Annotated in this window: 26 protein-coding genes; 15 read left to right on the top strand and 11 right to left on the bottom strand. The window is 63.8% G+C overall.

Annotation, left to right across the window (positions count from 1 at the left end; translation table 11 throughout):
• Positions 1–4 precede the first annotated feature (4 nt).
• The 3 genes from F506_RS00165 to F506_RS00175 all read left to right on the top strand — a co-directional run bounded on the left by F506_RS00165 (position 5) and on the right by F506_RS00175 (position 1,985).
• The gene (locus F506_RS00165) at positions 5–784 is read left to right on the top strand and encodes a GntR family transcriptional regulator (protein ID WP_053194702.1); all 780 of its coding nucleotides are present in this window, start codon (positions 5–7) and stop codon (positions 782–784) included.
• An 81-nt stretch (positions 785–865) separates the two neighbouring features.
• Positions 866–1,378 (top strand): hypothetical protein, encoded by a 513-nt coding sequence (locus tag F506_RS00170; RefSeq protein WP_053194703.1) that lies wholly within the window; start codon positions 866–868, stop codon positions 1,376–1,378.
• Between the two features lie 76 nt (positions 1,379–1,454).
• Positions 1,455–1,985 carry a hypothetical protein gene (locus F506_RS00175; protein ID WP_053194704.1) on the top strand — a complete coding sequence of 177 codons (531 nt, stop codon included), beginning with the start codon at positions 1,455–1,457 and terminating at the stop codon, positions 1,983–1,985.
• Between the two features lie 29 nt (positions 1,986–2,014).
• Here the strand turns inward: F506_RS00175 and F506_RS00180 are convergent, their stop codons facing one another.
• The 5 genes from F506_RS00180 to F506_RS22945 form a co-directional block, all read right to left on the bottom strand.
• Positions 2,015–2,305: a type II toxin-antitoxin system RelE/ParE family toxin gene (locus F506_RS00180; RefSeq protein ID WP_053194705.1), complete on the bottom strand. Its 291-nt coding sequence runs from the start codon at positions 2,303–2,305 to the stop codon at positions 2,015–2,017.
• Entirely contained in the window at positions 2,298–2,543 is a 246-nt protein-coding gene (locus tag F506_RS00185) for a type II toxin-antitoxin system ParD family antitoxin (RefSeq protein WP_053194706.1), read from the bottom strand. The genes F506_RS00180 and F506_RS00185 overlap by 8 nt, the downstream gene beginning before the upstream one ends.
• 107 nt (positions 2,544–2,650) lie before the next feature.
• On the bottom strand, positions 2,651–3,022 hold the full coding sequence (locus F506_RS00190; RefSeq protein ID WP_235471303.1) for a DUF3325 domain-containing protein: 372 nt from the start codon (positions 3,020–3,022) through the stop codon (positions 2,651–2,653).
• A complete protein-coding gene (locus F506_RS22940) occupies positions 3,019–3,789 on the bottom strand; it encodes a TonB-dependent receptor plug domain-containing protein (protein ID WP_053194708.1) in 771 nt (256 codons plus the stop codon). The genes F506_RS00190 and F506_RS22940 overlap by 4 nt, the downstream gene beginning before the upstream one ends.
• Positions 3,786–4,019 carry a hypothetical protein gene (locus F506_RS22945; protein ID WP_144423963.1) on the bottom strand — a complete coding sequence of 78 codons (234 nt, stop codon included), beginning with the start codon at positions 4,017–4,019 and terminating at the stop codon, positions 3,786–3,788. Before F506_RS22945 ends, F506_RS22940 begins: the two co-directional genes overlap by 4 nt.
• Positions 4,020–4,141: 122 nt before the next feature.
• Here F506_RS22945 and F506_RS00200 point away from each other — a divergent pair, with 122 nt between their 5' ends.
• The 7 genes from F506_RS00200 (at position 4,142) to F506_RS00230 (ending at position 12,574) form a co-directional block, all read left to right on the top strand.
• A complete protein-coding gene (locus tag F506_RS00200; protein WP_053194709.1) occupies positions 4,142–4,846 on the top strand; it encodes an SDR family oxidoreductase in 705 nt (234 codons plus the stop codon).
• A 365-nt stretch (positions 4,847–5,211) separates the two neighbouring features.
• Positions 5,212–5,985 carry an enoyl-CoA hydratase/isomerase family protein gene (locus F506_RS00205; protein ID WP_053194710.1) on the top strand — a complete coding sequence of 258 codons (774 nt, stop codon included), beginning with the start codon at positions 5,212–5,214 and terminating at the stop codon, positions 5,983–5,985.
• 108 nt (positions 5,986–6,093) lie between these two features.
• The gene (locus tag F506_RS00210; protein WP_053194711.1) at positions 6,094–7,152 is read left to right on the top strand and encodes an ABC transporter substrate-binding protein; all 1,059 of its coding nucleotides are present in this window, start codon (positions 6,094–6,096) and stop codon (positions 7,150–7,152) included.
• A gap of 14 nt (positions 7,153–7,166) precedes the next feature.
• The gene (locus tag F506_RS00215) at positions 7,167–8,231 is read left to right on the top strand and encodes an ABC transporter ATP-binding protein (protein ID WP_053194712.1); all 1,065 of its coding nucleotides are present in this window, start codon (positions 7,167–7,169) and stop codon (positions 8,229–8,231) included.
• 30 nt (positions 8,232–8,261) lie between these two features.
• Entirely contained in the window at positions 8,262–10,025 is a 1,764-nt protein-coding gene (locus F506_RS00220; protein WP_053194713.1) for an ABC transporter permease subunit, read from the top strand.
• 39 nt (positions 10,026–10,064) lie between these two features.
• A complete protein-coding gene (locus tag F506_RS00225) occupies positions 10,065–11,630 on the top strand; it encodes an AMP-binding protein (protein WP_053194714.1) in 1,566 nt (521 codons plus the stop codon).
• Between the two features lie 47 nt (positions 11,631–11,677).
• Positions 11,678–12,574 (top strand): IclR family transcriptional regulator, encoded by an 897-nt coding sequence (locus tag F506_RS00230; RefSeq protein ID WP_083457482.1) that lies wholly within the window; start codon positions 11,678–11,680, stop codon positions 12,572–12,574.
• On the opposite strand, the gene F506_RS00235 is transcribed toward F506_RS00230, so the two are convergent.
• The gene (locus F506_RS00235) at positions 12,571–13,461 is read right to left on the bottom strand and encodes a DMT family transporter (RefSeq protein ID WP_053194715.1); all 891 of its coding nucleotides are present in this window, start codon (positions 13,459–13,461) and stop codon (positions 12,571–12,573) included. The two genes, F506_RS00230 and F506_RS00235, sit on opposite strands and share 4 nt — an antisense overlap.
• 142 nt (positions 13,462–13,603) lie before the next feature.
• Between F506_RS00235 and F506_RS00240 the strand changes: the two genes are divergently transcribed.
• A complete protein-coding gene (locus F506_RS00240) occupies positions 13,604–14,050 on the top strand; it encodes an Lrp/AsnC family transcriptional regulator (protein ID WP_053194716.1) in 447 nt (148 codons plus the stop codon).
• 21 nt (positions 14,051–14,071) lie between these two features.
• Here the strand turns inward: F506_RS00240 and F506_RS00245 are convergent, their stop codons facing one another.
• Both F506_RS00245 and F506_RS00250 read right to left on the bottom strand, forming a co-directional pair.
• Positions 14,072–14,311 (bottom strand): hypothetical protein, encoded by a 240-nt coding sequence (locus tag F506_RS00245; protein ID WP_053194717.1) that lies wholly within the window; start codon positions 14,309–14,311, stop codon positions 14,072–14,074.
• Between the two features lie 18 nt (positions 14,312–14,329).
• A complete protein-coding gene (locus tag F506_RS00250; protein WP_053201095.1) occupies positions 14,330–15,346 on the bottom strand; it encodes a GlxA family transcriptional regulator in 1,017 nt (338 codons plus the stop codon).
• 84 nt (positions 15,347–15,430) lie between these two features.
• On the opposite strand from F506_RS00250, the gene F506_RS00255 reads away from it, so the two are divergent.
• The 4 genes from F506_RS00255 to F506_RS00270 all read left to right on the top strand — a co-directional run bounded on the left by F506_RS00255 (position 15,431) and on the right by F506_RS00270 (position 19,176).
• Positions 15,431–16,186 carry an SDR family oxidoreductase gene (locus tag F506_RS00255; protein ID WP_053194718.1) on the top strand — a complete coding sequence of 252 codons (756 nt, stop codon included), beginning with the start codon at positions 15,431–15,433 and terminating at the stop codon, positions 16,184–16,186.
• 150 nt (positions 16,187–16,336) lie between these two features.
• Positions 16,337–17,131: a MipA/OmpV family protein gene (locus tag F506_RS00260; RefSeq protein WP_053194719.1), complete on the top strand. Its 795-nt coding sequence runs from the start codon at positions 16,337–16,339 to the stop codon at positions 17,129–17,131.
• Between the two features lie 9 nt (positions 17,132–17,140).
• Positions 17,141–17,839 carry a response regulator transcription factor gene (locus tag F506_RS00265; RefSeq protein WP_053194720.1) on the top strand — a complete coding sequence of 233 codons (699 nt, stop codon included), beginning with the start codon at positions 17,141–17,143 and terminating at the stop codon, positions 17,837–17,839.
• Positions 17,836–19,176, top strand: coding sequence for a sensor histidine kinase (locus F506_RS00270; RefSeq protein WP_053194721.1), 1,341 nt, complete (start codon positions 17,836–17,838; stop codon positions 19,174–19,176). Before F506_RS00265 ends, F506_RS00270 begins: the two co-directional genes overlap by 4 nt.
• Here the strand turns inward: F506_RS00270 and F506_RS00275 are convergent.
• The 3 genes from F506_RS00275 to F506_RS00285 form a co-directional block, all read right to left on the bottom strand.
• The gene (locus F506_RS00275; RefSeq protein WP_053194722.1) at positions 19,173–19,643 is read right to left on the bottom strand and encodes a GNAT family N-acetyltransferase; all 471 of its coding nucleotides are present in this window, start codon (positions 19,641–19,643) and stop codon (positions 19,173–19,175) included. The genes F506_RS00270 and F506_RS00275 overlap by 4 nt on opposite strands.
• A 68-nt stretch (positions 19,644–19,711) precedes the next feature.
• The gene (locus F506_RS00280; protein WP_235471305.1) at positions 19,712–21,133 is read right to left on the bottom strand and encodes an MATE family efflux transporter; all 1,422 of its coding nucleotides are present in this window, start codon (positions 21,131–21,133) and stop codon (positions 19,712–19,714) included.
• Positions 21,130–22,197 (bottom strand): PLP-dependent cysteine synthase family protein, encoded by a 1,068-nt coding sequence (locus F506_RS00285; protein WP_083457484.1) that lies wholly within the window; start codon positions 22,195–22,197, stop codon positions 21,130–21,132. Before F506_RS00285 ends, F506_RS00280 begins: the two co-directional genes overlap by 4 nt.
• Position 22,198 lies beyond the last annotated feature (1 nt).

Here is a 22,198-nt window from a genome sequence, read left to right on the forward strand (position 1 = left end):
GCCCATGCATGCTTCACCCGATCCGTCGCTGATGGACAGCGTCGCCACAGAGCCGGTCAAGTCGTCGTCCTTGCCGGAGTACGTCTACGCGCGCCTGCGCGAAGACATTTTCGAAATGCGCTTGCTGCCCGGCGACCAGGTCACCGAAACCGAAGTCGCGGCCTACTTCAAGGTCTCGCGCACGCCGGTGCGCGAGGCGTTGCAACGCTTGCAAAGCGACGGCCTGATGCAGGGCTACGTGCGCGGCGGCTGGGAAGTGGTGCCCATGGACTTCAAGCGCTTCGCCGATTTGTACGAATTGCGCCAGCTGATTGAAGTCCATGCGGTCACGCGCCTGTGCGCCGTCGACGGCAAACACGCCGTCGACATGGCGCAGGTGGAGGCGCTCAAGGCGGACTGGTGCGTGCCGGCCGGGCAACGCCTGACCGACGGCCGCGCCGCCGCCGCGCTTGACGAAGCCTTCCACCAGACGCTGGTGCGCGCCACCGGCAACCAGGAAATGGCAAGCGCCTTCGACCGCCTGACCGATCGCATCCGCATCGTGCGCCGGCTTGATTTCGTCTACGGCGATTGTGTCGGATCGACCTACGAGGAACATGCTGCTATCCTTGCGCAAATCGACGCCCGCGCCGGCGAGCAAGCCGTCAAGCTGATCAAGGAGCACATCGACGGCAGTCACGCGGAAGTCAACCAGATCACCCTGCATCGCCTGCACAGCGCGCGCGCCTCCGCCGCTACCGAGCGCCTGCCCTACGTCACCGTGAGGGTCATGCGTTCATTCTGAGCAAGCCCTGCGAACATCGTCTTTGCACGTCCTGATTTGTAGCCAACGTTGTTGTCAGCCACATTGAAAAAGGAGAAAGACATGCTCGGATTGACTTCGCCCGGCATCATCCACACCCTCATTTCGCTGGTGGCTGTCGTCACCGGCGTCATCGTTCTGGTGCGGGAACACCGCATCCGCTACGCCACTAACGCCGGCAAGCTGTACGTGCACGCCACCGTGCTGACTTGCCTGACGTCGCTCGGCATTTATCAGCACGGCGGCTTCGGCAAGCCGCATGTGCTGGCGATCATCACCTTGCTCACGCTGGCAATCGCGCGAATGACCATCGGCAAAGGCAGGTTCGGACGGCGCAGTGCGGCGGTGGAGATGATCGCGTATTCGGCGACCATGCTGTTTCACTTCATCCCGGCACTGACCGAAACCGGCACCCGCCTGCCTGTCGGTGCGCCGTTCTTCGCGAATGCCGACGATCCCTTGCTGAAGATGCTGACCGGCGGATTGGTGCTGGTGTTCCTGGCGGGAGCGACGCTGCAGGTAGTGTGGCTGGGACGGCAGCGCGACGAGGATGCCGGCGCTGCGACGCCGGCTTGATATTTCCAGAGTAAGCATGGACACGCAGGTTGATCCCGGAATAACCTACGGTCTTTGATTTTTCCGGGAGCAGGCCGTGTCGGTGCGCGTTTTCCTTCGTCTTTTCAGCCGGGTTTGTCCGCTGTCGCTGTTTTTTCTGTTCGTGTTGTCATTCATCATGACTACAGCGCATGCCGAAACGTGGACGCATGTGTCGCGAAATACAGAAGCCAAAATCGGCCCCACTGATCCCGGATCCTATGACGAGTATCTGGACACGGACTATATCGGTTACGAGGGAGAGTGGACGCTGATCCGCGTGAAGAGCGTCATGGATGACCCGGCCAACGAGTTTCATGGCAAGCTCGAATTGTCGACCTGGGCCATTTCGTGTCGTCAGTACAAGATGGGCATGAAAGACTATAAGGCGTTTCGCGAGGTGCACGATGCGCCGTCGCAGCCGGCGTTCCAACAAGTATCGGAACGTGCCGATATCGAACGCCTTGCGAGAAATTTCCTGCCGCTCAACAAGGATGCGGTCATCACGATTTGGTATATGTATGCGTGCCTGGGAATAAGGCCGGCCAACTGGGCGGAAGCAAAAGAGAACATGTTTTCGCGCAAGTAACAGACGTCATCTCAAGCCGTGTGCTGCAATCAGAGATGTCGGGAGACATCCATCAGATCGTGCAGTATCCGGACGATTGCCACGCCATAGGCGGTCACACGGAAATAGATCATGTGTCGCCCCACGCTGCGGCGACGATAACCCGGACGAATATGGTCACATGCAGGCGCCGCTTGTGGCGCCTGTGCCAGCTCCTCAAAGGCCGCCATCAGGATGTCGGTGTAACGATCTGCCTGCTCTGCGCTCCACTTAAGGCGGGTATAAGTCCATACCGCCTCGAGGTCACGCTCGGCGGCGGGACTAAGACGGTATTCAGCCATGCCTGGCTGACATTCTCTGCTTGAATGCGGCGGCGTCGAAGGGGCGGGGTTCTCCGCTGGATTCACCCTCGATCAAGGCAGCCCGGATAGTCTCAACTTCAATGCTGCGTTCTTGTTCGCGTCGGATCAGATCACGGATGTATTCGCTGTCATTCGTGTAGTGACCGGCCTCAATCTGCGACTTGATCCAGCTATCCTGTTTGTCCGTCAACGTAATGGTTTTGCGCACGGTTCCCATGAGGCAATCTCCCGGTAGATATCAGTAGTGCGACAAAAATCACACTATTGGTGCATTATTGCGCACATTTATCTGAAATGCCAGGCGTCGCTCCAACTGCCGAAGATCTAGGTCACCAACGCCGCGATGGTCAACAGGCCTGCCACCCACAACGCCGGCTTCCCCGTCCGCAACAACGAGCGCGGTGCGTAACAAAGCTGCAGCACGATGAGCAGGGCGGCGATGGTCATGGTGCCGAGCCAGGCCACCGGGCCGATGCCCCAGCCGCTGTCGCGCACGCACACGGCAAAGGCGACCACAAGCGCCAGCCTCGCAAGCAGGCGGCTGCGCCGGCGCAGCATGGCGCTCGGTTCAGCGCTGCGGCCATGGATGTCGGCGTAGTGGCGGTCCATCGCCAGGCTCAGCGCGACCCAGGCGCTGTAGGTCAGCGCCAGCGTCGCCAGAAAGGGCAGCGGGATCAGCTCCGCCAGGTTCATCATGCGGCCTCCTGCAGCCTGGTTTCGGATGTTTCCTGCGGACTTTGCTTGCCGGCTTTCCTGTCGGCTTTCTTCTTGCGTCCGAGATGCCGGGCAGCGAACGCCAGGCCCATGCCCAGTCCCAGCACCGTCAGGTCGAAGCCGGCCACGGACCACGGACCTTGCGCCATGAACAGCGTCACGCCCAGATGCGACGAGGTGGTGAAAACGTTGAGCACCGGTATGCCCATGAAGAGCAGGGCGCCGGTCCACAATTGCCATTGCCACATGCGGCGGTCGGGACGGATCTGCGCCAGCACGGCGGCGATCGCCCAGGCGATGAAGAACCAGCTGATCTCGGCGTCGGGCCGCTGCGGCATCGCTACCGGCAGCAGGCGGTTGGCCCAGAAGTAGGCGGCGAAGGCGATCGGCAGGCCGGCGATGGCGCCGATGTTGAGCGACATGGCGCCGCCGGCGGTGCCGGAGTTGTCGGTGACCTGCACACCGGGAATGCGGCGCATGACGTCGCCGATGGTAACGGCGCCTGTGCTTTGAATCTCCTCCTTCTTCACCACGGTGCGCGCGCCCGGATAGGTCTTCACGCTGTTTTGCAGGCCGGTGCCAAGCCAGTCGCCGCTGACCTGAATGGTCTCGAGCGTATTCGGCGTTTCAGCCGGTGTGGCTGCCTGTTGGGCATAAGCGGCGCCGGACAGTGTCATCAGCGCAGCGGCGATGGCGGCGGCACAGCGGGTTTGCGCTGCAATGGCGCGAGGAAGCGGAAGCAATGTCATGGTGATTTCTGAAAGATGAAAAAGCGCGTCGTGCGGTGTTGGCGATTCCCCGGCCAACGCTGCCGGATACGGTGCAAGGAAAATGTCAGCATTTGTAATGGATGAGAATCATAACCATTTAGATTTTCGGAATCAAACCAAACATGCATCCCGACAAAATATTCAAAGCCAATACCGGCCTGCCCCCGCTCGAATCGTTGCAAATTGTCAACAAAGACGCCCTGCGCCACGATGTCAATTGCGGTTAGCTGAAATGGGAGGTTGCTCCGGGAAATGATGGCGCCCGGCAAATATCCGGGTGATCGTGTACGCTTTCGCGTTCTGATCGCATCTCATCCATACGGAGCAGCAAATGAGCACAAGCAAAGTAGCCCTCGTCATCGGCGGCGGTAGCGGCATGGGCGCCGGCGTGGCGCAAAAACTGGCGGCCGACGGCTTCGGCGTCGGCATTCTTTCCTCTTCCGGAAAAGGCGAGTCGCTCGGCAACAGCCTGGGCGGCGTCGGCGTCACCGGCTCCAACCGCTCCGTCGCGGACCTGCAGAAAGCAGTCGATGCCTGCCTCGCGCGCTGGGGTCGCATCGACGTGCTGGTCAACAGCGCCGGCCACGGTCCCAAGGGCAAGGTGCTCGAACTCAGCGATGAAGAATGGCTGCTCGGCATGGAGATCTACCTGATGAACGTGGTGCGCAGTGCGCGCCTGGTGACGCCGCTGATGCAACAGCAGGGCGGTGGCGCCATCATCAATATCTCGAGCTTCTCGGCGGTCGAACCGTCGCAGTCGTTCCCGACCTCGAGCGTGTTTCGCGCGGGCCTGTCGGCCTACACCAAGCTGTTCGCCGACAAATACGCACCGGAAAACATCCGCATGAACAATATCCTGCCGGGCTTCATCGACAGCCTGCCGGAAAAGCCCGGCATCAAGGAAATGATCCCGATGGCGCGTTACGGCAAAGTGAGCGAAGTCGCGGCGCTGGCCTCGCACCTGGCGTCCGACGCCGCGGCCTACATCACCGGCCAGAATATCCGCATCGACGGCGGCATTACGCGTTCACTCTAGGCCTGTTCAGGATTTGCAGCGAGAGGCCGCCGCCCGGCGCGCCGGGCTCGCTGGCACTTTTCCTGTCCGCTCTCAAGCCGTTCCCTCCTGAGTACCTCCCCCTGTAGCGACATTGCCCCGAAAGGGCGGCGTCGCCACGTCTGATCGTCCCCCTCTCGTTCACTTTTTCTGCGTTTTGCTGCCGCATCCGCGTGCACCGTCGCTGATCGCGCGCGGCGCAATCGTAGTGCACTGCACCGTAAAAGCGGAAGAAATGCACCTTCCGCAAGCGAAATAAGCCATTTTGCATCGCATATAGACAGGCATATAAATTTCTGTACCATGAAATAGCGGTATAAAACATTACTTATTGCATAGGAATAGTTATGGAAAAATTCATCAAGGTCTCACATGACGGCAACGTCGCCGTCATCACCCTCAACCGCCCTGAAAAGCTCAACGCCTGGAATACCGAAATGCGCGCCGAGATCATCGCCGCCCTCAAACGCAGCGATCAGGATGCGGCGATCGGCGCCATCATCATGACCGGCGCCGGCGATCGTGCATTTTGTGCGGGGCAGGACCTGGAAGAGGCGCACGGTTTCGACGAGCAGCGCGCCGACGAATGGATGACCGAGTGGGAAAACTATTACCGCACGCTGCGCTCGCTCAAGAAGCCGCTGGTCATGGCGCTCAACGGCACCGCCGCCGGCTCGGCGTTCCAGGTGACGCTGCTGGGCGACATCCGCGTCGGCCACGCCGGTTCGCGCATGGGCCAGCCGGAAATCAATTCCGGCATTCCCAGCGTCACCGGACCATGGATCATGACCCAGATGCTGGGCCTGTCGCGCACCATCGAACTGACCCTGACCGGCCGCATGATGGAAGCCGAGGAGGCGCATCGCCTCGGCCTGATCCACCACCTGGTGCCGGCCGCCGAAGTCATGAGCAAGTCGCTCGCCATCGCGCGTGAACTGGCCGCCAAGCCGCCGGTCGCGATGCGTCTCGACAAGCAGCGCTTCTACGAAATCACCGAGCCGAGTTTTGTCGACGCCATCGCCGCCGGCCGCCGCATCCAGGGCGAAGCCTATGCCACCGGCGAACCGGCCCGCATGATGGAAGAGTTCTTCAAGAAGCGCGGGCGCACGATCGGCGGCTGAACCGGATTCCTATCCCGATCCCGCATCACGTTGCAACACACGCAAGTCCAAAGCGCCAAGGCAGTCGCAGGTCGGCAATTCCTCTAACAAGCACTTATGGGAGTACGTATGACTCAGCAATTCAACAACCATCGCCGCACCGTCCTGAAAATGGCCGGCGGTATTGCGGCTGCCGGCATTGCGCCGTCGATCCTGGCGCAAACCAGGCAACTGGTGGTCGCCGACCCGGGCGGTCCTTACACGGCCGCCTATCGAAAGGCCTTCTACGATCCGTTTGAAAAAGCCACCGGCGTGAAGATCGTCAACGTCGCCCGCGAAGCACAGCCGGTCGCGCAACTGACCGCCATGGTGCAGACCAAAAACTTCGTGTGGGACGTCACCACGCTGACGTTGGCGCAGGACATTCCGATTCTCGAAGAAGCCGGCATGCTGGAGCCGCTCGGTATCGTGCCGACCGACTTCAAGAACATGCTGCCTGGTTCGATCACATCAAGCTTCGTCGGCGTCGACGTGTACGCGACCATCCTGGCCTACCGCACCGACAAGTTCGCCAAGAATCCTCCAAAGACCTGGGCCGACTTCTGGAACGTCGAGAAATTCCCGGGCCGCCGCTCGCTGCGCCGCAATGCCATCGACACCCTGGAGCAAGCGCTGATGGCCGACGGCGTTGCACCCGACAAACTGTACCCGCTCGATCTGGATCGCGCCTTCAAGAGCCTCGATCGCATCAAGAAACACGTCGCAGTCTGGTGGACCAGCGGCGCCCAGGCGATGCAGCTGATTCAATCCGGCGAAGTCGACATGATCTCGACCTGGAATGCACGCGCGCAGACCGCCATCGAAGGCGGCGCACCGGTGGCGATCAACTGGAACCAGGGTTTGTATTCGATCGAAGGCTGGGGCGTGCCGAAGGGCAATCCGCGCGCCGCCGTAGCGAAGGAGTTCGTCAAATTCTGTGCCGACGCCAAGCGCCAGAGCGGCTTCACCGACACGCTGGCGTACGGCCCGACCGCGCTGGAAGCCTACAAGGACATCCCCGCTGCACGCGCCGCCATCCTGCCGACCGCACCCGCCAACATCGCCCTGATGCGTCCGCCCAGCGGCCCGTGGTGGCACAAGAACCGCAACGCGGTATCGGACCGTTTCAACGCCTGGTTACTTTCCTGATAGCGATACAAGCGATGACTGCCAGATTGCAAACACGTGCCATCAGCAAGCACTACGACAGCGTTACGGCGCTGTCGCCGACCGACCTCGACGTCAGGGACGGCGAATTCCTCACCCTGCTGGGACCGTCCGGCTCCGGCAAGACCACGCTGCTGCAGATTCTTGCAGGACTGGTCGAGCCGAGCGGCGGTTCGTTGTTCATCAACGGCAAGGACGCCACCCACACCGCAGCCGGCGAACGCGGCATCGGCATGGTGTTCCAGAGCTACGCGCTGTTCCCGCATCTGTCGGTGTGGGAAAACATCGCCTACCCGTTGCGCATGCGCAGGATGGACAAGGCGGCGATGGCCGCCGCAGTGCGCGACGCGCTGGAAATGGTGCAGATGGGCAGCTACGCCAACCGCTTGCCGCGCGAGCTGTCGGGCGGCCAGCAGCAGCGCATCGCGCTGGCGCGCTGCTTTGTCTACAAGCCGTCGGTGATCCTGCTGGATGAGCCCTTGGGGGCGCTCGACAAGAAACTGCGCGAGCACATGCAATCCGAAATCCGCAGCCTGCACAAGGATCTCGGCGCGACCTTCATCTACGTCACCCACGATCAGGAAGAAGCACTGAACCTGTCCGACCGCATCTGCCTCATGAACCAGTCGAAGATCGAACAGATCGGCACGCCGCAGGATCTGTACGACCGTCCGGCCACGGCATTCTCGGCGCAGTTCATCGGCTACTCCAACCTGTTGTCGGGACGGGTGCAGGACAGCGGGGCCGGTGCGCGTCTGGGCAACGGCCGTTTCGACGTGCCGCTGCCGGCGCGGCGTCCGGACGGCGCGGGAACGAACGCCGACATCTCGCTGGTGGTGCGCCCGGAAGAAGCCTGCCTGACCGGCGTCGGCGCCGGCGACGCCTACGTCAACGGCATCGTCAGCGAAGTCGTGTTCGCCGGCTCGGATATCCGGGTGCTGGTCGATATCGGCGAAAGCCGGCCTTTCCTGCTGCGCTGCGGCCGCCGCGAAGCGCCTGCAGTGGGCGACGGCGTCGGCATCCGCTGGCATGCGGAGCACGCCGCCGTCGTGACCTGCTAAGCCGTCGCTTCACCGATACGAGGAATCTCCATGTCCAGTTCACTCTCCCCAGGCGCGGCGAAAAGAGCGCCCCGCAAGCGGTTGCCGGCGTGGCTGCCGGCCCTGCCGTGTTTCGTATTCCTGATCTGCTTCTTCTGCGTGCCGGTGGTCGAGATCCTGCAGACCGGCATCGTCAATGCCGACGGTCACGCCACGCTCGATCAGTTTCGCCGCATGACCAGCGATCTGGTGTTTGCCAAGGTGCTCGGCAACACCTTCCTGATCTCGGGCCTGACGGCGCTGCTGTCGGTGCTGCTGGGCTTTCCGGTGGCCTACTTCCTGAGCCAGTTGAGCGACCGCTTCCGCGAACGCTGGATGATCTGGATCATGGTGCCGTTCTGGACCAGCTACCTGGTCAAGACCTTCGCCTGGATCCTGGTGCTGTCGAAGACCGGCATCCTGCTGACGCTGGCCGCCAGCCTCGGCCTGGTCGACGATCCGAATGCGCTGGCGCCGTCGATGACCGGCGTGATGATCGGCATGGTGCATGCCATGCTGCCGCTGGCCGTGATCAACATGTTGCCGATCATGCGCGGCGTCAACGCGCAGTTGCTGCAGGCGGCGGAGACGCTGGGCGCCAACCGTTCCGTGGCGTTCTTCTCGGTGTTCCTGCCGATGGCCGCTCCCGGCATCGCGGCGGCAGGCTTGCTGGTGTTCATCACCAGCCTGGGCTTCTTCATCCTGCCGGCGCTGCTCGGCACGCCCAAGGAAACCATGGTCGCGCAGATGGTGATCTCGGCGATCAACGATCTGTTCAATCTGCCGTACGCGGCGGCGTTGTCGACGGTTTTACTGATCTTCGCGGTGGCGGTGTTCATCCTCTACGATAAGCTGGTGGGTTTGTCTTCGCTCAGCGGCGACACCCGCGCCGCACCAAGGAAGAACAGTTCGGCCGTCGCCACCGCGCTGCTGATCGGCATCGGCCGCCTGTGCGGCAGCGGCTACGGCGCAGCCGGGCCGGTGGTGCGAAAGGTGAAGGGACTGAAGCTGTACAGCGTGGTCGCGGTGGCCTTGCTGTCGCTGCCCATCATCGTGGTGTTCCCGATCGCCTTCACCAATTCGCCGTTCCTGTCGTTCCCGCCGCAGGGCTTCAGCCTGCGCTGGTTTGAATCCTTCATCTTCTCGCCAGTGTGGCAAGCCTCGTTCCTGCGCTCGTTCGGTGTTGCGATTGTCACCGCGCTGGCATCGACCGCGTTGGGCATCGGCGCCGCGCTGGCGTTGACGCGCCTGCCGCCGCGCTGGACCAAGCCGGTGTTCGCCTTCCTGCTGGCGCCGCTGATCGTGCCGCGCATCGTGGTGGCGGTCGGCCTGTTTTATCTGTTCTCGCGCATGGGCCTGGTCGGCACCGACCTCGGTCTCACCATCGGCCACACCGTGCTGGCCATCCCGTATGTCGTGGTCACCATGGCGGCGGCGCTCAAGCGCTTCGACTGGCGTCTCGACGACGCCGCCCGGATTCTCGGCGCGTCGGCGTTCGCCCGGCTGCGCACGATCCAGTTGCCGATGATGATCGGCAGTGTGGCGGCGGCGCTGCAGATGGCGTTCATCATTTCCTTCGACGAGCTCACGATCGCGATTTTCGTCAGCGGCGGCATGAAGAACACGCTGCCCAAGCAGATGTGGGACGACATGATCCTGCAGGTCAATCCGACGCTGGCTGCGGTATCGCTGGTCATGGTGATCGTGATCGCCCTGCTGATCCTGCTGCCGGCGTTCTACAAGATGGCGCGTCGCCGCGCGCATGCCGCCCACTGACAATTCTTTCCCCTTATCTGCATACCACCTGAATCCACCATGCATCGCTACACACACTATTTTCCGTCCCGTTGCGGCGACGACCGGCTCGACGTCGTCTCGCTGCTGCTCAAAGGCCTGCTCGAGAGCAGCGACCGCACGCTGATCGTCTTCAACGGCCGCAAGACTTCCTTCGCGGAGATGGCGGTACGCGTCGCCGCCATGCAGAAACGTCTCGCCGCGCACGGCATCCGTCGTGGCGACCGCGTCGCGCTGATGCTGGAAAACGGCCTCGACCACATGGCGCTGATCTACGCGCTGATGCTGAGCGGCGTGGTATGGGTGCCGGTGAATACGCGCCTGAAGGCGCCGGGCATCAGCTATCTGCTCGGCCATTGCACGCCTACGCTGTTCATCGCCCAGCGCAGTTTTGCCGAACCGCTGGCGGAGCTGCCGGAGTTGCAGGAGCGGCTGGCATGGCTGGATGAATTCGCCGGAGACATTCCGGCGGATGAGCAGGCGCCGGCGCGTCCCTTCGCTGCGGATATCGCGCCGCTCGAGACGCTGTGCCTGATCTACACCTCCGGCACCACCGGCGCACCGAAAGGCGTGGTGTTCACGCATCGCATGATGCGCATCGCCAGCGAAGGCACGCTGACGGTGTCGGACGTACGTCCCGGCGACAGGATGTTCGTGTGGGAGCCGCTGTGCCATATCGGCGGCGCACAGATGCTGCTGGTGCCTTTCCTGCAGCAGACCGAACTGCACATCGTCGAGCGCTTCTCATCCAGCAAGTTCTGGCAGCAGATCGAGGCGGCCCAGGCCACGCACCTGCACTACCTTGGCGGCATCCTCGACATCCTCACGCAATTGCCGCCTGCCGCGCAGCCGCCGCATCACACCTTGCGCGTGGCATGGGGGGCGGGTGTGTCGCCGCGCGCCTGGAACGGCATTCTCGAACGCCTGAAATTATCGCTGCGCGAATGCTATGGCATGACCGAAGGATCGAGCTTCACCACCGTCAACACCAGCGGCAAGGTCGGTTCCATCGGCCGCGCGCTGCCGTGGCTGAAGGTGGAATTGCGCAACGCCGACGGCACGCCGACGCGGGTCGGCGAGATCGGCCAGGTCGTGGTCTCGAGCGACGTCGAAGGCTGCTTCTTGCCGGGTTACCTCGACAATCCCAAAGCCAGCGCCGAAGCGCTGCAGGGCGGCAAGCTGCATACCGGCGACATGGCGCGCATGGACGAGGAGGGCGACCTGTATTTCGTCGGCCGTAAGACCGACAGCATGCGCGTGCGCGGCGAGAACGTCTCGGCCTGGGAAATCGAACGCGTCTTCGTGATGCATCCGGCGGTGGCCGCTGCTGCCGCGGTCGGCGTTACCGGCGACATCGGCGAACAGGAAATCATGCTCTACGTACAGTACAAGGAAGGGGCGGAGGCGTCATTCCCGGCGCTGGCGGAATGGGCGAAATCGAAGCTGGCCAGCTTCCAGTTGCCGCGCTATTACGTGCAGGCCGATGGTTTCGAGACCACGCTCAGCGAACGCATCAAGAAGCACCTGCTGAAGCCGGACCTCGCCGCCGCCTGGGACAGTAGCCCGGTGCGGGCAGAACGACGATAATAGCGTCTTTTATCCACGCCGCAGAACATCAGCCGACAAGCCATCTTATGACGAAGAAAACCGACGGCGCTGAAACCAGGCCGCGCGCCAAGCCGGCCAAGCGCGCCACCGCCGCGATTGCAACAGCAATCGAAACCGACGAGTCCGGAAGCGCGGCGCCCGCGGCCGACAACACCGGCATCAACTCGCCGCTGTACGTCAACTCGGTGGAAAAATCCATGCGCGTGCTGATGGCCTTCGACGGCCAGCAGCGCCAGCTGTCGCTGTCGCAGATCGCCGCGCTGACCGGTTTCGATCTCAGCACGGCGCAACGCTTCACCTACACGCTGATGACCTTGGGCTACCTGACCAAGGACGACGAGGTCCGCAAGTACGAGCTGGCGCCCAAGGTGCTGAACTTCGCCTATCACTACCTGACCTCGAGCGATCTGGTGCGCCGCGCCACACCGTACCTGCAGCAACTAAGCCAGGAAACCGAAGAGACCACCAACCTGACCATCCTCGACGGCGCCGACGTGGTGTTCGTGCAGCGTATCGTCAGCCGCAACGTGCTCAATCCCAACGTCGTCACCGGCACGCGCCTGCCGGCCTATTGCACGGCATCCGGACTGGCGATCATGTCGACGCTGGACGACGCCGAGGTCGACGCCATCCTCGATCGCAGCGACCTCAAGATGTACACGCCGTTCACCATTGCCGACCGCGGCCAGATCAAGCAGCGCCTGATGCAATTCCGCGAACAGGGCTATGCGCACATCCGCGAGGAGTATTTTCTGGGCGACATTTCCACCGCAGCGGTGGTCCGCGATTCGCGCCTCGGCCGCGCACTCGGCGCGGTCAACATGGCGGTGACCACGGCGCGCTGGAACGGCGAGAGCGACGAACGCCGCCACGCCGACCTGGTGATGCTGGCTGCCCGCGCGATTTCGATCCAGGGACGCTAGACGCGCGCAGGTCTTCGTCCGAGAAGACGCCAGCCCAGACTCATGCCCGCCGTGGCCAGCAGCACCGCCGCAACACCGCACCATTGCAGCGGCTGCAGCCGGTGTCCGAACGCCACCCAATCCACCGCAATCGCCGCCACCGGATAGATGAACGCCAGCGTGCCGGTGATCACGGTCGGCAGTTTCTGGATTGCCCCGTACAGCCATACGTACATCACGCCGGTGTGGACGATGCCCATCACGATCAGATAACTCCAGCCCGATCCCTGCGGCATCGCGGAGAAGTCAGCCAGCGGCGCCAGCAGCAGGATGCCCACGGCAACCTGGATCAGCGCGATCAGATGCGGCGGCGTGCCGGTCAGGCGCTTGGCGATCAGCGCTGCGATCGCATAGAGGAAGGCGGCGCCGAGCGCCAGCGCCACGCCCGCAAGATAACTGCCGCTGGCGTAGCCGGCGTCCGCGCGCGCGTTGACAATCACCAGCATGCCGATGAAACCGGTCGCCAGCCACACCAGCTTGTCGGCGGCGATGCGCTCGCGCAGCAGCACGGCGCCGAGCACCACCAGCATCAGCGGCTGAGTGTTGTAGACCGTCGTGGCGATGGCGATGGACGCATGCGAATACGCGGCAAACAGCAGCACCCAGTTGAACACGATGGCGACGCCGCCGAGCGCCGCCCAGCCGAGTACGCGCATGCTGAGCAGCTCGCGGCGCAACAACCCCCGCCAGCCGCAGATCGCCAGCAGCGTAAGGGTGCCGAACACGCAGCGCCAGAACACCACATTGATCACCGGCAATCCCGACGCCACGACGAACCAGCCGATGCTGCCCGAAATCAGCATCGCGCCGGTCATCTCCAGCGCGCCGCTGCGGATGTTTTTTTCCATGAAATCCCTCCTCGCGGGAAGCTGACTTGAAGCCGATATTGTGCCGGATCAGCCCTCTCGGCTCCATGCATTAAATTAGGCAGGAAGGCGGTTTGACCTTTATTATCGACAGTCTTGCCCGGTATTCTGGAGTAAAACGAAGATGATCGACCACATCGACAAGAAACTGATCCAGTTGCTCGCCGCCGATGCGCGCGCTTCGCTGAAGGCCCTGGCGCAGGCCAGCGGACTATCGGCGCCGAGCGTGACCGAACGGCTGAAGCGGCTGGAAGAGCGCGGCGTCCTGACCGCCTACACGATAGACATCGACACGTACGCGCTCGGTTACCAGATCCAGGCCATCGTGCGCATCCGGCCCTTGCCGGGACAACTGCACACGGTCGAGCGGCAAATTCTGGCGACGCCGGAATTCACCGAATGCGACAAGGTCACGGGAGAGGATTGCTATATCGCGCGGCTGCTGGTGCGCACGCTGCCGGAGCTGGACCTGGTGCTGGATCGCTTCGCCGCCAGCGCGCAGACCAATACGGCCATCGTCAAGAGCACCCCGCTCAGACGCCGGCTGCCGCCCCTGGCCGGCGGCGACTGAAACCGCGCCGGCAAGCTCAGGTCACCACGCCGCAGGGCGATACGCCGCCAGCCACGGCATTCGCTGCGTGGCGGAGCCGAAGGCTTCCGGCTGCGTCGCGAAGCGCGTGGCCGAGTAGTCGGCCGTCAGCGTCCATCTGCCCTCATCTTCGGGATCCTTGCGAAACGCCTTGTAGCAAAAGCTGCCGTCGTCGTTTTCGATGAAGTCGACGCAATGCATGCCGCTGTCGTCCTCGATGCTGAGAATCACATTCTTGTTCATGGCCGGTATTTCCCTTGTTCAGCGCGCAAAGCGCTTGCGATAGTCGCGCGGGGCCACGCCGAGATGGCGATGGAAGGTGACGCGCATGCGTTCTTCGTCGCCGAAGCCGCACAGAACGGCAATGCGGTCGAGATTGTGATCCGACTCTTCCAGCAAGCGACGGGATGCTTCGAGGCGAAATATCTCCACCGCCTTGGCCGGTGTGCGGCCGGTCTCCTGTTTGTAGACACGGGCGAAATTGCGCGGGCTCATGCAGGCGCGCCTGGCCAGCGCCTCGACGGTCAGTGCGTTGTCGCCCGGATTGCCGAGGTTGTCGGCGATCCACGCGTGCAGTTCGTCGAACGACGAGCCGCCCCCGCTCTGCGACTGCAACAGTTCGCTGAACTGCGCCTGGCCGCCCGGCCGCTTGAGGAACACTACCAGTTCGCGCGCGGCTTCCATCGCGACGTCGCGGCCGCAGTCGGCTTCCACCAGCGCCAGCGCCAGATCGATGCCGGCGCTGACGCCGGCCGAAGTCCACACATTGTCCTGCTGCACGAAAATGGCGTCGCGGTCGATCTCGATCGCCGGAAAGCGCTCGCCCAGCATGTCGCACATGGCCCAGTGCGTGGCGGCGCGCTTGCCTTCCAGCAGTCGCGCCTGCGCCAGCAAGAAGGTGCCGCTGCACACGGCAGCGGTGCGCCGCACCCGCGCCGAGGCTTGTTGCAGCCAGGCGATCAGCGACGCCGAGCGTTCCAGCACGTCGGTGATATGGGGCGAACCGGGCATGACGATGGTGTCGATTTCATCCAGCGCAAACTGGTCCAGCCGGACCGAATCGATGGCGGCGCCTTCGGCAGTCTGCATCAGGCCGCCGCCGAGGCTGGCGATGTGGCGCGTGTAGCCGGGCAGGCCGCGCTTTTCCCGCGCCTTGGTGGCGGCCCAGAACACGGTCTGCGGTCCGGTCAGGTCGAGCAGGCCGACTCCCGGATAGGCGACGAACAGCACGGTCCGGGGGTCGCGGCTGCCTGGCAGGATTTCAGGGTTATATGTCATTTCGACCAAATTCTTTCACAGTTACGATGACCGGGTCAATCAGGCAAATCCACGTCTGCGCGGCGTTACGGAAAAGGAAACGGCATGAAAATCGTAGTCATCGGCGGCACCGGCCTCATCGGTAGCAAACTCGTCAACCTGTTGCGCCTGGGCGGCCACGACGTACTGGCGGCGTCGCCCGCCTCGGGCATCAATGCGGTCACGGGAGAAGGCCTCGGCGATGCGCTGGCCGGCGCGCAGATCGTGGTCGACGTGGCGAATTCGCCGTCGTTCGAAGATCAGGCGGTACTGGAGTTCTTCGAGAAATCCGGCCGCAACCTGCTGGCAGCGGAAGTCGCCGCCGGCGTGCAGCATCACGTCGCGCTGTCGGTGGTCGGTACCGAGCGCCTGCTCGACAGCGGTTATTTCCGCGCCAAGATGGCGCAGGAAAAATTGATCAAGGCGGGCAAGGTACCTTACACCATTGTGCGTTCGACGCAGTTCTTCGAATTCCTCGGCGGCATCGCGCAATCGGGCGCCGACGGCAAGGCCGTGCGGCTGTCGCCGGCGCACGTGCAACCGATTTCCTCGGACGACGTCGCGGCCGCCATGGCGCATTTCACCCTCGGCGCACCGCTTGACGGCATGGCCGAAATCGCCGGCCCCGAACGCGTCGGCCTGGCCGCGCTGGTGCAACGTTACCTCACGGCCATCGGTGACGATCGCGAGGTCGTCAGCGACGCCGATGCCCTGTATTTCGGCGTGCGCCTGAACGACCGCTCCCTGACGCCAGGCGAGCAGCCGCGCCTGGGCAAGGTCGGTTTCGAAGCATGGCTGGCGCAGTCCAAGAAAGCGGCGTGAAGCCGACGTCCGCCTCTGTTGCCGGAGCTGTCGCCGGCGCCCTGGGAATTTCTCTTTTGAGAAAGTAAGCGGAACCCGGTAAGGAACCGGTAAGTCAGCCTGCCCGATGATCGTGGCGCATTTCATCCACCACGATCTCCGGGAGTCTTCATGCGCCACACCCCAGTAGTCCTTCGCGCCATCGTTCTTGGCGTCACCTTCGGCGCCGCTTGCGCCGCCTCTGCCCAAACTGCAACGCCAGACGCCAGCGGCGGCAATGAGGTCGCCCGCCAACAGGAGCCGGGCTGGGGCATCGGCCTCGGCGCCGGCTTCCAGCGCAGCCCGTATCGGGGCTACGGCACCAAGACCTCGGCCCTGCCCATCCTTTTGTACAATGGCGCCTACTTCCGCGTCGCCGGCCCGGCTGTCGACTTCAAGCTCGGCAGTGTCGGCCAGTTCGATTTCACGTTGCGCGCCAGATATGCCGATGAAGGCTACAAGTCCGGCGACGCGCCTGTCCTGAACGGTATGGACGAGCGCAAGGACGGTTTCCGCCTGGGCGGCACGGCGACCTGGCGCGCACCCTTCGCCAAGTTCACGCTGGAGTGGCTCAAGGCCGCCGGCAACAGCAACGGCCAAACGGTTAAACTGGGCGCGGAGCGCGGCTTCACGACCGGGCGCGTGCGCCTGACGCCGCATCTGGGCGTGACCTGGATGAACAGCGAGTATGTCAATTACTACTATGGCGTGAAGTCCTCGGAGGCCAGTTCCACGCGCGCCGCCTACAACGGCAAGTCGAGCGCCAACGTCGACGCCGGCGTGCGTGCCGACTACAGCCTGACCACGGCGCAGTCGGTGTTCCTCGATCTCGGCGTGACGCACTACGGCAGCGGCATTACCGACAGTCCGCTGGTCGATCGTTCCACCTCGCCGTCGCTGAGGCTGGGGTATGTTTATAAATTCTGAGGGTAGTCAATGAATCGCATCGCGCTGCTGGAAGATCACGAACGCATGGCGGCGCTGATTGCGAAGGCGCTGGCCGCGGCCGGCATCGGGACCGATATCTACGCCACCATCGCGCACGCCGCCGCGGGCTGCACGCAGATGGCGTATCCGGTGCTGGTGCTGGACCGTAACGTGCCCGACGGCGACGGCCTCGATCTGGTGCGGCAGTTGCGCGCACGCAGCGTGCTGACGCCGTGCCTGATGCTGACCGCGCGCGACGCCTTGCATGATCGCGTTGCAGGCCTCGAAGCCGGCGCCGACGATTACCTGCCCAAGCCATTTTCGATGGAAGAGATGGTGGCGCGCGTGCGTGCGCTGATGCGCCGTCCGGCGCAGCTGCACAGCCTCTCGCCCGAATTCGCCGGCCTGCGGGTCGAGCCCGATGCCGGTTGCATGCGGCAAGGGGAGGAGTCGGTGTCGCTGGCCGCAGCCGAGATGCAACTGATGCTGGTGCTGGTGCGCGCCGCCGGCAAGTCGGTACGGCGCACGGCGCTGGAAGCGGCAGCCTGGGGTTTGTCGGAACCGGTCACGCCGAACGCGCTCGACGTCGCGTTGCATCGCCTGCGCCGCAAGCTCGCGGCGATCGATTCGCCGCTGCAGATCGGCAACATCCGCGGCCACGGCTACGCCTTGCTCGGCAACGGCAAGCCAGGGCAGGCGCCATCATGAAAAGTCTCTCGTCACGGCTGTTGAGCGCGACGGCGGTCGCGTTGACCTGCATCAGCGGCATCGTCGTGCTGGCGCTGGCTTTGTTGTGGCGCTGGGGACCCGACATGCTGATCAATCTCGATCTGGACCACAATGCCGCGCGCGTGGCCGAAGCCGTGCGTTTCAACGCCGCCGGCATCCCCGACCGCGTTAGCCTCAACCAGAAGATGACGGCAATCTACTCGGTGTTGCTGGAGGATGCAGCCTACCGCGTGCTCGATCAGAACGGCGCCGTCTTGCTGTCGTCGGACCATGCTGCTGTCGCCTATGCACCCGCCGGCGACGGCTTCGCTCCGGAGCGCAGGCGCTTCCGCGTGGTCAGTAGCGGCGAAGGCAAGCAGGTCCTGACTATGCCGTTCGCCCACGACGGCCGTACATTCTATGTACAGCTCATGCGCAGCGAACGCATGCATCGCATCATGCTCGGCAGCGACAGCGAGAAGGCGCAGAAGATCGCCATCGTCGCCGCGGTCGTCGCCATGCTGCTGTTCAGCCTGGTCGTAGTCGCCACCTTGCATCGCTCGCTCAAACCGCTGCGCAAGGCCTCCGCCGCCGCCGAAAAAATCAGGATCGACAACTTGTCCGCACGGCTCTCGCTGGAAGACGTGCCGAGCGAACTGGCGCCGTTGTTCAACGCCTTCAACCTGGCGCTGCAACGGCTTGAGGACGGCTACCGCGTGCAACGCGAATTCCTCGCCACCGCCGCGCATGAACTGAAGACGCCGCTGGCATTGATGCGTGGTCAGATCGAACTGGATGAGCGCGGCGACCGCAGCGCCTTGCTGCGCGACCTCGACCACATGGCGCGTCACGTGCATCAGCTGCTGCATCTGGCCGAAGCCAGCGAGCGCCAGAACTACGCGATGGAACGGATCGACCTCAAGGACATCGCCGCCGAAGCCTCCGCGCAGCTGGAACGTCTGGCGCAACAACGCGAGGTCCATATCGTCGGCACCGGCGCCGACGACGGCGAACCGGTGATGATTGCCGCCGACCGCGGCGCGCTGTTCGTGCTGATGCGCAATCTCATCGAGAACGCCGTGCACCACGCGCCGCCGGGCAGCGCCGTCGACGTCGACGTCAGCACGCACGGCGTCACCGTGCGCGACTATGGCAAAGGCATTCCGGCCGACGCCATGCCGCACTTGTTCCAGCGTTTCTGGCGCGGCGCGCATCGGCGCGATGAAGGCGCCGGGCTCGGCTTGTCCATCTGCGAAGAAATCGCCCACGCCCACGGCTGGACGCTGCAGGCGGAAAACGCCGGACCGGGTGCGCGCTTCCGGGTGGCGTTCGGCTAAGCGCTCAGGTTCTCGGCGTATTCGGTGATCAGCATGTCGATATGCGGAATGCCGACGTCGTCGTACAGTTCGCCGACGCTCGCAAATCCCAGCCGGCGATAGAAGCGTTCAAGCCGCGCCTGCGCGCTGATGCGCACCGGCGCACCCGGATACAGTGCGGCGGCATGCAGCAGCGCCTGCCGCATCAGTACTTCACCGATGCCTTTGCCGCGCAATTGGCCGGCGACGATCACCCGGCCGATTGACGGCTCGGCATAACGTACGCCGGGCGGCAGGATGCGGGCATAAGCCATGAGCGCGCCGGCATCGTCGTAGCCCAGTCCGTGCAGGCAGGCCGGATCGAAACCATCGGCATCGGGATACAGGCATCGCTGCTCGATGACGAACACCTGCTGGCGCAGATGAATGGCGTCATAGAGCTGTTCCAGCGACAGCTGATCGAATTTTTTCCATGTCCAGTGCAGCATAAAATTTCCTCAAGAAAAAGAGACCAGGCCGGCCCGCCAGGGAGGCGTCGGTGCATGAACGCGCCGGTTCACAGGGCGAGGCACGATTCCCGATTCGCCGACCGATCGGCGATAAGGCGGCGAAAGCGCATGACCAGTTGTGCGGCGGTGACGATCAGGCCCAGTGTCAGTCCCAGCCATACCCCCGTCACGCCCAGGTCAAGCCAGTTGCTCAATAGCCAGGCGCCCGGCAATCCCACCGCCCAGTAACCGATCAGCGTCATGACGAACGAGGTTCCGGTTTCCCCGGCGCCGCGCAAGATGCCGATGCCGATGTTCTGTGCACAGTCGAAGACCTGCAGCACCGCCGCCAGCAACAGGAGCTTGCCGGCAATCAGCCGCACTGCATCAGCGCCGGCGTCGGGCTTGTGCAGGAATACCCCCAGCACCCATTGCGGCGTCGCCCAGTAGATCACCCCGATCAGCACCATGCAGGCGATGCCCATGCCGAGTCCGGTGTAGCCGTAGCGGCGCGAGGTGGCGATATCGTCCTGCGCCCAGGTGCGGCTGATGCAGATCGAGGTGGCATGCGACAGCCCGACCGAGATCATGAACACGATGTACACCGCCTGATTGACCACCGTATGTGCGGCCAGCGCATCGGTGCCGAGCGCGCCCACCAGCAAGGCAATCGCTGCAAAGAAGCCTGCCTCGGAACCGTAGGTGGCGGCCACCGGCAGGCCCATCTTCCAGGTGCGCCACAAGGCCTGGCGGCCGGTTTTCCAGATGCGTACCGACAGCAGACGGCGCAGGGTTGGGTCGCGCCGGACGATCAGCAGGAAGACGAAGAAGGAAAACAGGCTGACCAGGGTCGACGACCACGCGATGCCCGCCAGGCCCATTCCGGCGATGCCGAAGGCGCCCACCGTCAGCACGTAATTGAGCGCGGCATTCACGGCCACTGCCGTCAGCGTGATCGCCAACAGCGGACCCGGCCGCCGCAAACCGACCGTGAAATTGCGCAGCGCCTGGAACCATAGCAAGGGCAAGATGCCCGGCGCGGCGGCGAACAGATAATCGGCCGTGCGCGCCACCACTGCCGCATCCTGCCCCATCCAGCGCAAGGCATGACCGGCGCCCAGCATCATGGCCCAGAACACCAGCCCGGCCAGCGTCGCAATGGCAAAGCTGGCGCGCACCATGTCGCGCACTGCGGCAGCGGCGTGCGGTGTTTCGAGCCCGGCAGCGGCAGCAGTCGCTACCAGGTTGCCGGTGGGCGTGACCAGGCCGGTGCCGGTGGTGCGCAGCAGGTTGAACACGGCCAGCGCCAGTCCGCCGGCGGCGATGTCGAGCGGACCGAGCCAACCCATCATGACTATGCCGGTGGTCGACAGCGCCACCTGCGCAAACTGCGTCAGGATCAACGGCGCCGCCAGCGCGCCGATGTGGGAGACGTCGGCTTTGAGCACGGGCAGCGACAAGGGCAGGGGCCAGGACCGCAGCATGTTCATGTGCGCCCCGTCAGCTGCGCCAGCATGTCGTCCAGTTCGACGCCGACGGCGGCGTCGATCAGGCCGCGTTCGTTCATCCAGTCATCGTTGAAGACGGTGTCGAGATACTTCTCGCCGCCGTCGCAAATCAACACGACGAAGGTGCTGCCGGGCGGCGCCGTCTCGATGCGCTTGATGGCCTGATAGATGACGCCGCCGCCCGAGCCGCCGACCAGCAGCGCATATTTGCGCGCGATGTGGCGAGCCGTATTGAATGCCTGCTTGTCGGAGACCTTGAGACCTTCGTCAAGCAGATCGTAGTCGACCAGCGCGCCGATTTCCGCACCCGGCGGCGTCCCGGTGCCGGATTGATAGTAGGGGCCGCCGGGACCGCCGAAGGCGATCGAGCCTTCCGGTTCGATGCCGATGGTGCGCAACAGCGGCAGCTTGTTCTTGAGTGCGCGTGCGGTGCCGAACAGGGAACCGCCGGTGCCGACCGCGCCGATCAGGTGGGTAATCTCCTTGCCGAGCGCTTCGTGCAATTCCTCGGCGACGTAAGTGTAGCCATTGCCGTTGGCCGGGTTGTTGTGCTGCTCGGTCCAGTAGGCGCCTTGTTCGGCGGCGATCTTTTCGGCCAGCGCTTCGCGGTCGGCGGTTGCCAGCGAATCGCCGCCGTCTTCGTTGACGAAGATCAGTTCGGCGCCGAACGCCTGCATCGCGCGGATCTTGTCTTTGGCGGCATGGTGGTCGACCACGGCGGTGAAGCGATAGCCGCGTTCGGCGGCAAGCAGCGCCAGGCCCATGCCGGTGTTGCCGGAGGTCGATTCGATCACCCAGCCGCCCGGCGCGAGCAGGCCCTGCTGCTCGGCTTCGTCGAGCATCTGGCGCGCCATGCGGATCTTGGCGCTGCCGGTGGGATTGCCTTGTTCCAGTTTGAGCAGAATGCGGCTGCCGAAGCGCGTGCGCAGCAATTCCATCAGCGGCGTGTGGCCGATCAGCTGCGACACACGGTTGACGATGGCGCCGGCGGGCTGGTGCGGCGGGGTCGCGACTGTGGACAAGACCTGCGGGGATTGACGATCCATG

This window comes from Herbaspirillum hiltneri N3 (genome assembly GCF_001267925.1).
In the GTDB taxonomy this organism is placed as follows: domain Bacteria; phylum Pseudomonadota; class Gammaproteobacteria; order Burkholderiales; family Burkholderiaceae_D; genus Herbaspirillum; species Herbaspirillum hiltneri.